Origin of the sequence: Nocardia sp. CC213A, from assembly GCF_030766805.1 — a bacterium.
GTDB classification, from domain to species: Bacteria; Actinomycetota; Actinomycetes; order Mycobacteriales; family Mycobacteriaceae; genus Nocardia; species Nocardia otitidiscaviarum.
In genome coordinates this window covers 291118-304967 of record NZ_JASFXA010000004.1, presented here as the reverse complement: position 1 = coordinate 304967, position 13850 = coordinate 291118, and the positions used below count along the sequence as shown (strand labels likewise).

The following is a 13850-nucleotide window of genomic DNA, read 5'->3' as shown; positions in this document are numbered from 1 at the left end:
GCACGGTCGGTAGCACGGCACGAGATGTCGGTGTGCCCCGGCACTCACCTGGCGAAGGGTGATTGCACCGTCAATCAACGGTGAGTGTCGAGGGGAGGCGAGGTGCTTTCGAAAGTGCGAGTCGCGGCGGTGCAAGCCGAGCCGCGCTGGTTGGACCTGCGCGCCGGCGTGGAGCAGACCGTGGAACTGATCACGGAGGCGGCCGCCGGCGGAGCACGATTGGTCGCCTTCCCCGAGGCGTTCCTGCCCGGATATCCGTGGTGGCTGTGGTTGGACTCGGTCGGTGGCGGACCCGGGTTCTTCGCCCGCTACCGGACCAATTCGATGATCGTGGGCCGTGCCGAATTCCGCCGCATCACCGATGCGGCGCGGCGGAATCGGATTCACGTGGTGGTGGGATTCAGCGAACGATCCGGCAACGACCTGTACCTGTCGCAGGGTTTGATCGACGATCGCGGGAATCTCGTCGGATTGCGGCGCAAACCGGAGCCGACGGAACTGGAGGCGAAGATCTTCACGCCCGGAGATCGGGTGCAGCCCTACGTATTCCGCTCCGCCATCGGGCGGATCGGCATGCACGGCGGGTCCGAGCAGCTGCGACTGCCCGCCCGGCAGGATCTCGAGCGTGCCGGGGCGCAGCTGCACGTGGTGTCCTGGCCGGGGTTCATCGTCGCCAAGGAGGTGGGCTGGGGCGTGCGGGTGAACACCGCCGCCACGCTCTGGTACGCGGTGGTGGGCGGCATGTTCGTGATCGCGCCGTGCGCCGTCATGGATGTCGCGGGCAGTGAACAGCGCCGCGGGCCGGACGCGGGCAAGCGACTGGTGCGCGGACCGGGCGGGCACACCCGGATCTACGCACCCGGCGGGCGGGAACTGGCCGCACCGCTGGCGGGCGGGGCCGAGGGCATTCTCTTCGCCGACGTCGAGCTCGATCTCAGCGCGGTGCACGCGGCCTGAACGGCGACGGTGGTGGAATAGCCGAGTGCGCGATCGAGTTCGCTCTCGGTATGACGGAACTCGGAAGATTCGGTGTCTGGCGTGCCCACGGGGGATTCACCTCGGAAGAGGCCCGGGAGCTGGAGCGGCTCGGCTACGGGACGCTGTGGCTGGGCGGATCGCCGCCGGCCGAGCTGCCGGGCGTGGCGGAGCTGCTCGCCGCCACCGAGACCATCAGCGTGGCCACCAGCATCGTGAATGTCTGGTCGGCCCCGGCCAAGGAGGTGGCCGAGTCCTTCCATCGCCTGGACGCCCGCTATCCGGGACGATTCCTGCTCGGCATCGGTGCGGGCCATCCGGAGATGACCGGCGAATACCGCAAGCCCTACGAGGTGCTCGTCGAATACCTCGACGAGTTGGACCGCGCGGGGGTGCCGAAGGAACGTCGCGCCTTGGCCGCGCTCGGCCCGCGAGTGCTGCGACTCGCCGGTGACCGCACCGCCGGCGCGCTGCCGTATCTGGTCACCCCCGAACACACTCGCGGTGCGCGCGAGATTCTCGGGCCGGACGCACTGCTGGCCGTGGAGCACAAGGTGGTGCTGGATACCGATCCGGTGCGCGCCCGGGCGCAGGCGATACCGCGGGTGGAGTTCTATCTCGACCTCCGGAATTACACGAGCAATCTGCGGCGGTTGGGATTCGAGGACGCCGATCTGGTGAAACCGGGCAGCGATCGGCTACTGGATGCCCTGGTAGCGCACGGAAGCGCGAAATCCGTTGTGGAGCAGCTGGTCCACCACATCGACGCCGGCGCCGACCACGTAGTGCTGCAGGTGCTCGACGATGATTCGTTGTCGACGCTGCGCACGCTCGCGCCACTTCTGCACGAGTCGTCGTGAACGGAAGCCACCTGTAAGCGCGGTCATTGGGATCGGCGCCGGGAATCTGACAGACTGCAACGCAATCATCGACGTACACCGGGTGCAAGGTGAGTGCGGAATTGAATCGGTCGACGCTCGAACGAATCGAGCTGCGATCCGGTGCCGACGAGTCGGCGGCGGAGGTATTCGAGCAGTGGGAGGCGCTGCTCGGGGACAGCTATGTGCCGCTGGCGTCCGCACCGCTGCCGTCCCGGAGTTTTCACGGACGGATCGAACTGGGCCACTACGACGACGTGGACTTGTCCACCGTCGGATCGACGCCGCAGGAGGCGCGGCGCACGAATGGTCTGATCGCGCGGTCGAGCGACGAGTACCTGATCGCGACCGTTCAGCTCGGTGGGCACGGACGGTTGTATCAGGACGGCCGGGTCGCCGAGGTGGGGCCCGGCTCGCTGGTGTTCTACAACACCACCCGGCCCTATCACTGGGTGATTCCCGAGGAATGGGAAATGGCGGTCGTGCGGGTGCCGCTGGCGCGAATACGGGAACTCACCGGACTCGTCGACGACGAATTGCCGACCGCCACCGCCGTATCGCACGACAGTCCCGCCGGGGTGGTGGCGCGGTACTTCCGGGATCTGGCCGAACTGCAGGGACGGGAACCGGATCAGGCGCGGTTGCTCATGGCGCCGGGAATGGATCTGCTCGCCTCCGCGGTCACCCTGGCGGCCGGAGGGGCGGAGTCCGAGCAGTCCGCGGACGCCTTCGCGCGTCAGCGGGTACTCGACTTCATGCGCGCCCGCTGCACCGATCCCGAGCTCACCGTCGATCGAATAGCCGACGGCTGCGCGATGTCGCGTCGCACCCTGTACCGCGTGTTCGACGATTTCGAGGAGGGTCCGGCCGCGGTATTGCGGCGAATGCGGGTGGAACACGCCTGCGAAATGCTCACCCGAGACTCTATGCTGCCCATAGCGGTTGTCGCCGCCGCATCGGGATTCCTCACCGAACGGCATTTCTATCGGGCCTTCCGAGTCGAAAAGGGAACGACCCCGGCCTCATTCAGGGTGGTGGGCGGCCGCACTGGCACGGACGGTCGGTAACCAGGCACGGATAGGCATTGTGCGGCAACCCGTTCCTGCAAAGAATGCGAAGACGAAGGGGTTTACGCGGGAGTTGCCGAGGGAGAGAAAGTGCGGGTCGCTGTCGTTCAAGCAGAGCCGAAATGGCAACTGCGCGCCGGAATCGAACATATTGTCGAATTGATGGGCGCTGCCGCTGCGGCTGGTGCGGAACTGATCGCATTCCCCGAGGCTTTCGTACCCGGCTATCCGTGGTGGGTATCGCCGGATGGGCGCGGTGCGGCGGAATCCGTTGCGCACTACCGCTCCAATGCCATGACCCGCGACGGCGCGGAAATGCGTGCGGTGCTCGATGCGGCCCGGGAGTATCGAATACACGTGGTGTTCGGATTCGTGGAGCGGTGTGATCGCCGCGTATTCATGACGCAGGCCGTCATCGACGACGCCGGGACGGTGCTGTCGCTGCGCCGCAAACCGGGACTGAACAGCCAGGAGCGGCGCGTGTTCAGCGCGGGCACGCCGGGCCTGCCGACGGTGCACCGCAGCCGCATCGGACGCTTGGGCGCATTGTCCGGGCAGGAGAATTCGCGGCCGCTGTTCACCCGCGCCATGCGCGCCGACGGACAGCAGATCCACGTCGCGGCCTGGCCCGGATTCCTCACCGCCGGGGATACCGCCGGAATCGGCGCGCCCACCACGGCGAGCCGGTTGTACGCGATCGAGGGCGGGGCATTCGTGCTGGCCCCGTGCGCGGTGGTGGGGTCGGCCGGACTGTCGGTGCCCGGGGTGAACGCGCGACTGGCGCGCGGCGGGGGCTACGCGCGCATCTTCGGCTCGGACGGAGCCGAATTGGCCACCCCCCTCGCCGAGGACGAGGAGGGTTTCCTCTACGCCGATCTGAATCTCGGCGTCGGCCGGGTCGATCCGCCGCTGCGCGATCTGCTCGGCGCACCGCCGGTGGCCGCACCCGACGCCCCGGCCGCCACACGCCGCCGTGGCTCCCGCGATACGGCGGCCGCGCCGGGCGCCGAGCGGATCCGTCTCGTGGGGCGCGAAAGCGCTTGATACCGCAGCCGCGTACCCGGGCTCAGCTGCGTACCAGGCGGGCGATGGCGTCGGTGGCTTCCTTGATCTTGGCCTCGGCTTCCGGTCCGCCCGCGACGGCGGCGTCCACCACGCAGTGGCTGATGTGATCCTCGAGCAGGCCCATGGCGACGGCCTGGAGGGCCTTGGTCATGGCCGAGACCTGAGTGAGGATGTCGATGCAGTACTTCTCCTCCTCGACCATGCGCTGCAGGCCGCGGGCCTGGCCTTCGATACGCCGCAGGCGCTTGAGGTAGTCGTCCTTGGCGGTGATGTAGCCGTGCGTGGCGTGATCGTGGCACGACTCGGCCGCCTCGACAGTGGTGTTCTCGTCGGTCACCGGCATACCCTCACTCCCGGCCGTGTCGGCCCTCGCCCGCTAATACCCCCCTAGGGTACACGTGCGCGCGGACCGTCACCACCTGACACCGACACCCATGCACGGATACGCAAGAATCGGGGCATGAGTGCGGATCCTCGGGCCACGCTGGCCATTATCGGCGGCAGCGGGTTCTACGACTTCTTCGGTGACGACGCGATCACGGTCGAGGCCGAGACGCCCTACGGCGCGCCGAGCGCGCCGATCACCATCGGCACGGTGGAGGGGCGGTCGGTGGCCTTCCTGCCCCGGCACGGGCGCAAGCACGAGTACTCGCCGCACACGGTGCCCTACCGCGCCAATATGTGGGCGCTGCGCTCGCTCGGCGTGCGGCGGATCTTCGGTCCGTGCGCGGTGGGCAGCCTGCGCGCCGACTGGGGGCCGGGCACCGTCGCCGTACCCGACCAGCTGGTGGACCGCACCTCCGGCCGCGACCAGACCTTCTTCGACGCGGGCGGGGTGCACGTCGCCTTCGCCGATCCGTACTGCGCCGAACTGCGCGCGGCCGCCGTCTCGGCCGCCGTCACCGAACTCCCCATGAAGGACCACGGCACCATGGTGGTCGTGCAGGGGCCGCGCTTCTCCACCCGCGCCGAGAGCCGCTGGTTCGCCGGACAGGGCTGGGAACTGGTGAACATGACCGGGCATCCCGAGGCCGTCCTCGCCCGCGAACTCGAAATGTGCTACAGCGCAATCGCTCTGGTCACCGACCTGGACGCCGGGCTGGAGTCCGGCGAGGGCGTCTCCGCCGCGGCCGTGTTCGCCGAGTTCGAACGCAACCTGGTCCCGTTCAAAACCCTGGTGCGCCGTGCCGTCGCCGCCGTCGACCGCGACGACACCTGTGACCACTGCCGCGTGCACGCGGGTACGGGCGTGAAACTGCCGTTCGAACTGCCGTAACCGGCCGGATGCGCGGCGCGACCTCGGGCAGGCGCGTTCGGCCGGTCCCGGGGTGTCGCCGCTCGCTTACGCTGGGGGCATGAGCGTGGGTGGTGGGCCGGGGGAGCGGTCGCGGGTGCTGGTGACCGGGGCGGCCGGGTTCATCGGGGGGCATGTGCGGCGGGCGCTGACTGCGGCCGGGCACGAGGTGGTCGCGGTGGACAGCATGTGGGAGGACGTGCATGGGGCGGATGCCGAACCGCCGCAGGGGGTTTCGATGGTCGATGTGCGCGATGCCGACGCCCTGGCGGAGTTGCTGCCCGGTGTCGACGTGGTGTGCCATCTGGCGGGCGCCGGGCCGGGCGCGGTCGACGCGGAGGCGGTGGACTCGAACCGGATGCCCGGCGTGGATCTCATGCGGGGCGCGTCGGTGTTCGTGGCGCACAATGACGCCGCGACCGCGGCACTGCTGACGGCCATGGAGCGGGCCGGGGTGCGGCGGCTGGTGCTGGCCTCGTCGGTGGCTGTCTACGGGGAGGGGCGGTATCGCGGGATGCGGGGTGGGGTGTTCCATCCGGGCATGCGGCGGCGGCGCGATCTGGATCGGGGAATGTTCGATCACCGGGCCCCGCGTACGGGAGATCTGCTGACCTGGGAGCCGGTGGGTGAGGATGCGCCGGTGCGGCCCCGAAGCGCCTATGCGGCAAGCAAAGTCGCGCAGGAGAACTACGCGCTGGCATGGGCGGCGCAGCCGGGGGTGTCGGCCACGGTGCTGCGATACCACCACGTCTACGGCGACCCGGTGTGTCCGGTGCGGACGGCGGAAGCCGGTGTGGTGGCACGCTTCCGTGCCGAACTCGCGGCCGGACGCGCCCCGCACATCTTCGAGGACGGCGGCCAGACCCGGGATTTCGTGCACGTGCGCGATGTCGCCGCCGCCACGGTGGCGGCCGTCCGCCAGCACCTGCCCGGCTTCGTGCCGCTGAATATCGCCTCGGGCCGACCGGTCACCGTCTGGCAGGTCGCCTCCCTGCTGGCCAAGGCCCTGGGCGGCCCCGAACCCGTCGTCACCGGCCGGTACCGCGCCACCGATATCCGGCACCTGGTCGCCAACCCCGAACGTGCCCGCCGCGCCCTCGATTTCACCCCGCGCATCTCACCCGCCCAGGGCCTCGCCGCCTACGCCACCGGCACCCAACCCTGACCGCCCGCCGCGGCGATGGTGACACCCGGTCAGCGTGCGGTGCGCCACCGGTTTCCGTGCGGGGTTAGGCTGCGCGCATGGATGATCCGGTGCGGCTCGAGGTGATCGTGGCCAGTACGCGGCCGGGGCGGTTCGCGCCGGTGGTGGCGGACTGGTTTCTGCGGGCGGCCCGGGGAGACGGGCGATTCGATGTCGGAGTGGTGGATCTGCTCGATACGCCGCTGCCGGTGGATCTGAGCGAGACGCCGGAGGTGGTGGCGTACCGGGAGCGGGTGGCGGCAGCGGACGCTTTCGTGGCGGTGACGTCGGAGTACAACCACGGGTATCCGGCGTCGTTGAAGACGGCGCTGGATTCGGCCAAACGGGAGTGGCGGGGCAAGCCGATCGGCTTCGTCAGTTATGGCGGACTGTCGGGCGGCCTGCGTGCGGTGGAGCAGTTGCGGCAGGTGGTGGCCGAGATCCACATGGTGTCGATTCGCGAGACCGTGAGTTTCCACGAGGCCAAGCGCAGATTCGACGCGGCGGGCGAGACCGCCGACGGTGCCGCCGTCGACGCCGCCGGGCGGCTGCTGCGCCAGCTCGACTGGTGGGGTCGGCACCTGCGGGCGGCGCGGGCGTCGGAGCCGTATCCCGGTTGAGCCTCACCGGGTCTGGGCGTGTGCCCCGCGCGGTCGGCCGATATAGGTGGTCTCGCTCGGGATGGACACCAGGGTCAGTTCCTCCCGAGTGGTGCCGGTGCGCAAGGTGATTCGGTTGCCGACGGCTCCGGGCTGGTGGAGGGACAGCTCGGGCCTGGTGTCCGGCCAGCCGAGCGGGTCGCCGGTGAGGTAGACGGTGGTGATGCCCGCGTGCGGTGCGGGCGCGAGCACGCCGTCGACGACGGTGGCGGTGAAATCGGTGTCGGGTTGATGGGTTTCGGTGGCGATGGTGAGCCGCTCCGGATTGCCGATGGTGGTGACGAGGTGCTCCCAGGAGTGCGGTCGGTCGGTGCGGATCAGCACCCGTTCCCCGATCGCCAGCGCCCGGAATATCAGCTGCTGGGCGAGATAGAGCTCGCCCGCCACGTACACGCGGGAAATCCCCTGTCCGACCAGGCGGATGGCGACGCCGCGGCCCTCGGCGTCGGATCCGAGCAGTTGCCCGCAGCCCGCGGACGGCAGCCGCAACGCGTCGAGATCGGCGACGGGGAATTCGTCGGTCGGCACCGCGGCGTCCGCTCCGGGCACGGCCAGCGGCAGGTGGGCGAGCAGTCCGTCGCGGTGGCGTCCGTTCATCGAGATCATGTGCGGCTGTAGGGGTTTCTCGGGCAGCTCACGCATGGTCAACCGCCACGCCGCCCCGACCCGCACGGTGTGCGCCGACCGCCCCGGCCGCAGCCGCACCACCACGGTGGTGCCTCGGGTCGGCGGCACCCAGAGGCTGTCGAGCACGTCGGTGCCGAGCCGCCGGGGATCCACCGCCGCACCGATGTTCACGCCGTTGCCGACCTCGGCCCCCCGCCACTGCTGGGTGAGTTCGCGCGGATCCAGGCCGCCGGTCACCTGCACCGCCGCCTGCCGGATCTCGGGAGCGGTGAGAATGCGCGCCGTGCAGTCGGCGTCGGCGAGGGTGCGCACGACGCGCTGGGTGGCGATGCTGACCGCCCGGCAGGCCCCGCCCAGGCCGCCGCCGCGCCGTCGTGCCGCCTGCGGGCACCGCAGCGGGTCGAACGCGATGGCCAGCCACACCGTGCGGTGTGCGGTGGCGGGCAGCGGTCCCAGCAGTTTCTCGTAACTGGCACCGGCGGGAGTGCCGGAACGGCTGCGGAATCCGTGCGCGACGATGTCGATCCCGGCGAGCAGGATGTCGTGTTGCCGCAGGCATGTCGCCAGTTCCGGCAGCGGCAGCAGATGGGAGGCGTGCACGGTACCGCTGCCGAGCCGGGTCAGTCCGCCCTTGGTGGCGAGCACCTCCACGACGGCGACCACTCGGCTGCCGTCGCGGTAGATCCCGAGGGAGCGGCCGTCGGCGGCGCGGAAGTCGAGGGTGTCGCCGATGCGGTAGGCGCGCTGTCTCCGGTAGCGCCACCAGGTCGCGAGCCAAGAGGAAACTGGTCGTTTGCCTAATGGGATCAGCAGTGCCGCCATGAGCGCCAGGCCGACCGTCAGCGCCGCCCACCACGTCGGCCCGCAGGCGAATGTGGCCAACCCCGCCGCCAGCCCGGCCAGCTGCGCGCCCACCAGATCCGGCAGGGTGATCCAGCCGAGCAGCGGGCGGCCCGGTGGCGGCGGCGCGGTCGGCGGATCAGCGGGTGCGGCGGTCTCGCCCGGTGCGGCCATCATGGTCCCCCAACTTCCGTCGGCGGCCGCCGATGGCGACCGAAATCGGACAAAGACCAGGTGCGATAGGAATCGGCTGTCAGCGGAACTGTACTGTGTCGAGCGAACTCGATGACCCGTCGGGGGAGAATCCATGCCTTCGAAACCGACCACGCGCTGGCAGGTGAGCGGCTACCGCTTCCTGGTCCGCCGCATGGAACACGCACTGGTGCGCCGGGACGTGCGGATGCTGCACGACCCGATGCGCTCGCAGTCGCGCGCGTTCGCGGTCGGCCTGGTGCTCGCCCTGGTCGCCCTGGCTGGTTGCGGAGTATTGGCTCTACTGCGTCCGCAGGACAAGATGGGCAACAGCACCATCCTCATCGGCAAGGATTCCGGTGCGGTCTACGTGGTCATCGACGGTGTGGTGCATCCGGCGCTCAATCTCGCCTCGGCCCGGTTGGCGGCGGGCGAGGCCGCCGCACCCGCGACCGTCAAGGAATCGGAACTGGGCAAGAAGCCGCGCGGCCAGCTCATCGGCATTCCGGGCGCGCCCGCCTCGCTGAACTTCGACGACACCGGACGTGGCCGCGCCTGGACGGTCTGCGACACGCTCGCCAGTGACGGCAGCGGCGAGCTGACCACCGCCGTGCTGGCCGGTGATCCGGAGCTGGCGGAGAAGGCGGGTCCGCTGGCCGCTGGCCGGGCGCTGCTGGTGCGGGGCCGCGAGGCCGCGTACCTGGTGTACGACGATCGGCGGGCCCGGGTGGACATGAACGACCGCGCCGTCGTCGATGCCCTCGGTATTCGCGGTATGACGCCGCGCCCCGTCAGCGAGGGGCTGCTCAACGCCATCCCCGAGGTGCTGCCCATCGTGCCGCCGCCCATCGCGGATGTCGGTGCGGCACCGGGCTATCCGCTCGGCGATCACCGGATCGGCGATGTGGTGCAGGTGCGCACCGACGGCAGCCACTACGTGGTGCTGGCCGACGGCCTGCAACCGGTGTCGGAGCTGACGGCCGATATCGTCCGCAACACCTACCGCGCCACGCCGACCGATACCCATATCGCCCAAGCGGATCGGACGGCGGCCCCGGTCTCCTCGGCACTGCGGGTCGCCGACTATCCGGCGGCCGCCCCCGAGATCGTCGACGGCAAGGACCAACCCGTGGCCTGCCTGTCCTGGCAACCCGTTCCGGTCGCCGACAAGTCCGAGGGCAGCACCCGCGCGGAGCTGACCGTGCTGACCGGGCACACCGTGCCGATCCCGGACCGGGCGCGGCTGGTCTCCTTCGCCCAGGCCGACGGCTCCGGGCCGCACGCGGATGCCTTCTACATGCGGCCGGGCGCGGGCGCGTATGCGCAATCCACGGGGATCGAACCCGATAGCGAGCGCCGCGACAGCCTCTTCTACATCTCCGATTTCGGCGTGCGCTACGGCATCGTGGACCTCGACGCGGCGAAGGCGCTCGGCATGGACCCCGACAGCGTCCGACCGGAGCGCGCGCCCTGGCAGCTGATCGGCCTGCTGGCGCCGGGTCCGGCCCTGAGCCGGGCCGCCGCCATGGTCGCGCACGACGGTGTCGCCCCGGACGCGAACCCCGCGAAAGAGCCGGTGCGGTCCCAGAATTGAGCCGGGGCCGGGTATGTGACCCGACCCCGGCGCCGACTACACCGTGGTCGCCAGCCAGGCGATGGTTTCCTTGGTGTGGGTACCGCTGCGCGGCGCGAGCGCCTTGCCCTCGACCACGACCTCGTTCATTCGAATGCGGAAGCCCTTGGTGGTGACGTCCGCGATGCGGACACCCGGAGTGTCCGGGCCGTTGAAGGTCTGCACCATCGGGATGACGATCACATGGGAATTCGGCGGGAACGGCGTCGGGAAGGTCACCTCGGTGAAGGTGCCGGTCTGCCCTCCCCGCAGTTCGGCTTCGTTCGGGGCGTCCAGGTCGATGAGGCCGGTCAGCATCATGCTCATGGGAATCTCCTGTGCGCGAAATGGATGGTCATGTCGAGCCTCATTGCGCGGCATGACTTCAGTGTGGCGCGTTCCCGGGTAGTTTCGGGTAGTAATCGAAAGTCTATTTCTCTTCGTGCACAACGCTTTTCGTGCCAACCGGATCGTATGTGTCCGTTCAATCACGCGTGCCGAGGCGGCGGCGCAGCGGGAAGGAGGCCAGCCAGCCCAGGGTCAGCAGCAGGGTGATCACACCGGTGCCGATCAGTGCCGTGTCCCGGGCCGTGGTGTCGGGCGGGGGCGGGGGTGTCGGGAGGGGGAGTTGTTCGCTGCGGGCGGCGCTGGCGCGTTTGGGCGGCAGTTGGTCCGGCACCTCGGCGGTGAGGGCGGCGACGGGATCGACAGCGCCGTAACCGATGTAGGGGTTCCAGCCCTCGGCCGGTGCGTGCGCGGTGGCCTGGATGCGGTCGATGACCTCCCGCGCCCGCAGCTCGGGGAAGCGCGCCCGCACCAGCGCCGCCACGCCCGCCACGTACGGCGCGGCGAAACTGGTGCCGCTGTACGGAGTCAGCTGCCCCTGCCGGGTGAACTTGGCGGTGGTGAGTCCGGTATTGCGCGGATCCAGGGAGACGATGTTCTCCCCGGGGGCCGCCACGCCCACCCAGGGGCCGGGGACGGTGAAACCCGAAGGCTGGCCGAAGGAGTCGACCGAACCGACGGACAGCACGTACTCGTCCCACAGTGCCGGGGCCACGTAGGAGACGACGGTGTCCCAGGGGTCGCGGTCGGGATGCAGCGGGTCCGTACCCGGATTGCTCGCCCGGCAGGTGTCGGTGTTGCCCGCCGAGGTGACGATGACCGCGTCCTTCTCCAGCGCCGCGTATTGCACTGCCGCGCCGAGCATTCCGAACTCCCGGCTGTCGGGACGAGCGGTGGGGCAGGCCACCAGGGAGATATTGATGACGCGCGCACCGGCGTCGGCCGCGCGGCGCACCGCCGAGGCCAGCGCGGAGATCTTGCCGTAGCCGTCGGGCATATCGTCCGGACCCTTGTCGCGCCCAGCCCCTTTCGCCTGGTACAGCGCACTGGTCTGGCGGATGGTCAGCACCCGCGCCTCCGGGGCGACACCCGCGAAGCCCTGCCCCTCCACCCTGGTGGCCGCGATCAGACCGGCGACCAGGGTGCCGTGGGCATCGCAGTCCTCGGTGCCGTCGCCCCCGACCGCCACGTAGTCGCCGTCGGCGATGAGCCCGGGCAACCGTGGATGCGGGGTCACCCCGGTGTCGATGACCGCCACCAACTGCCCGGCCCCCCGGGAGAACCGCCAGGCGTGCTCCAGTTCCAGCGACCGCTGCGCGGGCGGAATCGTCGGACCGCCGCCTCCGGCCTGGGTGCTGATGCACGGCGCATTGGGCGGATGCTCGGTCTCGGTGGGCGGTGCGGCGGGACCTCCGGCGGGCAGCAGCCCGGCATCGATCGCGGGCGGCCGCTCCGCCCGCGCGGGTGCAGCGGTGATACCAGTACCCACCGAAACGCTCAGCGCCAATACGGAAGCCGCCGCGAGCGTCCGAACCCCGTTGCCACACCGCGTGATTCGTGCGGCGAGTGCCGTTGTTCGCGGCGAGCTGGGCGCGGTGGCGTGCGGCGACATGGGGGCTCGATCAGAGGCCGCGGACGAGGGCGAAGAGCTGGGTCACCCAGAAGACCAGCGGAATGACCGCCGCCACGAAGGCGTACTCGAGCAGTTCCACCGCGCGGCGCATGGGCGGGGTGGCCTGCTGGTTGGGCAGGATCATGCCGAGGACCAGGGCCGCGCCCAGTACGACCATGGCCGCGCCGAAGACGAGCAGGGGCTGCTGCATGCGCAGGGCCGCGCCCGCCAGGATGAGCAGGACGATGGCCGCGCCGCCCGCGACGAGCGGAACGGCCTGCGCCGCACCCGCGTAGGTGCGGCTGCGGAACATGAGCACCGCCGCGCACACCAGCGCCAGCGCCAGCCCCGGCCGGTAGACATCCGTGCCCGCGGGATCGGCGGCGGCCAGCGCACCGGTGGCCGTGACCAGCGTCGCGGCGGCCACCAAGCCGGTGAGACAGCGCCGGGCCGCCTCGGCCGCGGCGCGCAGCGCCTCCAGGGTGGGCAGCGCGCGATGGTCGTCGGGATCGTCCTCGGTGGGGTCGATGGGCGTGCCCGGCGCGGGGACCGGCGGTAGCGGCAGTCCGGCCAGCAGCATGGACAGCCGGGGCGCGAGCGCCAGCCCGGCCAGCCCGAGCCCGGCCGCACCTGCTCCGATGGAGCGTACGGGCAGGTCGGTGAGCAGTCCGACCAGTGCGGCGGGCACCGCGTACACCGTCACCGTGGCGACGCCGAGGAACAGGCCGGGCCCCACCCCGACCCCGCGCCAGGCCAGGATCGCCATCGCGCCCAGCAGGGCCGCGCCGAGCAGAAGATTGGCCCAGCCGTAGTGGTCGGGCACGAAGAGCATCCCCGCGGTGGCCGCCAGCGGCAGCGCGCACCCGCCCAGCACCAGCGCGGTCCCGCTGTCGTCGTACAGGCGCGCCAGCACCGTGCTCGCCACGACCAGCAGCACGGTGACGAACAGCGCCACCGCACCGCCCACCCAGCCGGGGACGGCATCGGGTGCGGCGAGCAGTCCGAGGCAGCCGACCAGCGTGGCGGCGACCGCCAGCACCGACCCGGTCAGCCGCGCGGTGCCGGGCGTCCAGCCCCGGTAGTGGTCGGCGTCGGCGATGGCGACGTTGTACATGATGTCGTCGAACAGCGGTGTGGGAGCGATGTGTTCGGCGCTCTCCAGCATGAGCAGCTCACCGTCGCGCACCCCCTGCTCGGTCAGGCTGAGCGAGTTGGCCAGGGGCGGTTCACCGATGCGGGCGAGCACCCATTCGTGCGGTTCGACATCCTCGTCGTCGTGGTCGAAGTCGTTGGCGCGGCTGTGCTGGGCGACCATGTCGACGACGCTGGGAATGACGAGCGCGACCGGCACATCGAGCGGAATGGCGGTATCCACCTGGGTGTGTTTGGCCAGGATGGTGACCCGTGCCAGGTCGGGGGCGCGGACCGTGCCGCGGGCGTCGTCGAGTTGATCCATTCGCGCGTTCACGCTGTCGCCAACTTTCGCTGTCACCTCTTTATC

At 70.5% G+C, this 13850-nt stretch carries 13 protein-coding genes; 8 read left to right on the top strand and 5 right to left on the bottom strand.

Annotated features, from left to right (window positions below):
- Nucleotides 1–102: 102 nt before the first annotated feature.
- From QJS31_RS09880 to QJS31_RS09865, 4 genes are all read left to right on the top strand, one after another.
- Nucleotides 103–957, top strand: a complete 855-nt coding sequence (locus tag QJS31_RS09880; protein WP_282783569.1) for a nitrilase-related carbon-nitrogen hydrolase — start codon at nt 103–105, stop codon at nt 955–957.
- Between the two features lie 50 nt (nt 958–1007).
- Nucleotides 1008–1835, top strand: coding sequence for an LLM class F420-dependent oxidoreductase (locus tag QJS31_RS09875; RefSeq protein WP_306356489.1), 828 nt, complete (start codon nt 1008–1010; stop codon nt 1833–1835).
- Nucleotides 1836–1936: 101 nt separating this feature from the next.
- Complete coding sequence (locus QJS31_RS09870; RefSeq protein WP_306356488.1) at nt 1937–2920, top strand: helix-turn-helix domain-containing protein; 984 nt, start codon at nt 1937–1939, stop codon at nt 2918–2920.
- A gap of 90 nt (nt 2921–3010) precedes the next feature.
- Complete coding sequence (locus tag QJS31_RS09865; protein ID WP_306356487.1) at nt 3011–3964, top strand: nitrilase-related carbon-nitrogen hydrolase; 954 nt, start codon at nt 3011–3013, stop codon at nt 3962–3964.
- A gap of 22 nt (nt 3965–3986) precedes the next feature.
- Here QJS31_RS09865 and QJS31_RS09860 read toward each other — a convergent pair whose 3' ends face one another.
- Nucleotides 3987–4328 carry a metal-sensitive transcriptional regulator gene (locus tag QJS31_RS09860; RefSeq protein WP_051036898.1) on the bottom strand — a complete coding sequence of 114 codons (342 nt, stop codon included), beginning with the start codon at nt 4326–4328 and terminating at the stop codon, nt 3987–3989.
- A gap of 117 nt (nt 4329–4445) precedes the next feature.
- On the opposite strand from QJS31_RS09860, the gene QJS31_RS09855 reads away from it, so the two are divergent.
- From QJS31_RS09855 to QJS31_RS09845, 3 genes are all read left to right on the top strand, one after another.
- Nucleotides 4446–5261, top strand: coding sequence for an S-methyl-5'-thioadenosine phosphorylase (locus QJS31_RS09855; RefSeq protein WP_306356486.1), 816 nt, complete (start codon nt 4446–4448; stop codon nt 5259–5261).
- Nucleotides 5262–5340: 79 nt separating this feature from the next.
- Entirely contained in the window at nt 5341–6444 is a 1104-nt protein-coding gene (locus QJS31_RS09850) for an NAD(P)-dependent oxidoreductase (RefSeq protein WP_306356485.1), read from the top strand.
- Between the two features lie 77 nt (nt 6445–6521).
- Complete coding sequence (locus tag QJS31_RS09845; RefSeq protein ID WP_282783574.1) at nt 6522–7082, top strand: NADPH-dependent FMN reductase; 561 nt, start codon at nt 6522–6524, stop codon at nt 7080–7082.
- A gap of 3 nt (nt 7083–7085) precedes the next feature.
- Here QJS31_RS09845 and eccE read toward each other — a convergent pair whose 3' ends face one another.
- A complete protein-coding gene (gene eccE, locus QJS31_RS09840) occupies nt 7086–8765 on the bottom strand; it encodes a type VII secretion protein EccE (protein WP_306356484.1) in 1680 nt (559 codons plus the stop codon).
- Nucleotides 8766–8895: 130 nt separating this feature from the next.
- Between eccE and eccB the strand changes: the two genes are divergently transcribed.
- On the top strand, nt 8896–10374 hold the full coding sequence (eccB, locus tag QJS31_RS09835; protein WP_282784737.1) for a type VII secretion protein EccB: 1479 nt from the start codon (nt 8896–8898) through the stop codon (nt 10372–10374).
- Between the two features lie 36 nt (nt 10375–10410).
- Here eccB and QJS31_RS09830 read toward each other — a convergent pair whose 3' ends face one another.
- The 3 genes from QJS31_RS09830 to eccD form a co-directional block, all read right to left on the bottom strand.
- Nucleotides 10411–10719 (bottom strand): hypothetical protein, encoded by a 309-nt coding sequence (locus QJS31_RS09830; protein WP_039809956.1) that lies wholly within the window; start codon nt 10717–10719, stop codon nt 10411–10413.
- Nucleotides 10720–10876: 157 nt separating this feature from the next.
- Nucleotides 10877–12226 (bottom strand): type VII secretion-associated serine protease mycosin, encoded by a 1350-nt coding sequence (gene mycP, locus QJS31_RS09825; RefSeq protein ID WP_282784739.1) that lies wholly within the window; start codon nt 12224–12226, stop codon nt 10877–10879.
- A gap of 133 nt (nt 12227–12359) precedes the next feature.
- Nucleotides 12360–13841 carry a type VII secretion integral membrane protein EccD gene (gene eccD, locus QJS31_RS09820; RefSeq protein ID WP_306356483.1) on the bottom strand — a complete coding sequence of 494 codons (1482 nt, stop codon included), beginning with the start codon at nt 13839–13841 and terminating at the stop codon, nt 12360–12362.
- Nucleotides 13842–13850: the final 9 nt, after the last annotated feature.

What these genes read in the sequence shown, in the direction of transcription:
- QJS31_RS09875 (WP_306356489.1), top strand. Translation starts at nt 1,008, where the DNA reads ATGACGGAACTCGGAAGATTCGGTGTCTGGCGTGCCCACGGGGGATTC.
- QJS31_RS09860 (WP_051036898.1), bottom strand. Translation starts at nt 4,328, where the DNA reads ATGCCGGTGACCGACGAGAACACCACTGTCGAGGCGGCCGAGTCGTGC.
- QJS31_RS09855 (WP_306356486.1), top strand. Translation starts at nt 4,446, where the DNA reads ATGAGTGCGGATCCTCGGGCCACGCTGGCCATTATCGGCGGCAGCGGG.
- QJS31_RS09850 (WP_306356485.1), top strand. Translation starts at nt 5,341, where the DNA reads ATGAGCGTGGGTGGTGGGCCGGGGGAGCGGTCGCGGGTGCTGGTGACC.
- QJS31_RS09845 (WP_282783574.1), top strand. Translation starts at nt 6,522, where the DNA reads ATGGATGATCCGGTGCGGCTCGAGGTGATCGTGGCCAGTACGCGGCCG.
- eccE (WP_306356484.1), bottom strand. Translation starts at nt 8,765, where the DNA reads ATGATGGCCGCACCGGGCGAGACCGCCGCACCCGCTGATCCGCCGACC.
- eccB (WP_282784737.1), top strand. Translation starts at nt 8,896, where the DNA reads ATGCCTTCGAAACCGACCACGCGCTGGCAGGTGAGCGGCTACCGCTTC.
- QJS31_RS09830 (WP_039809956.1), bottom strand. Translation starts at nt 10,719, where the DNA reads ATGAGCATGATGCTGACCGGCCTCATCGACCTGGACGCCCCGAACGAA.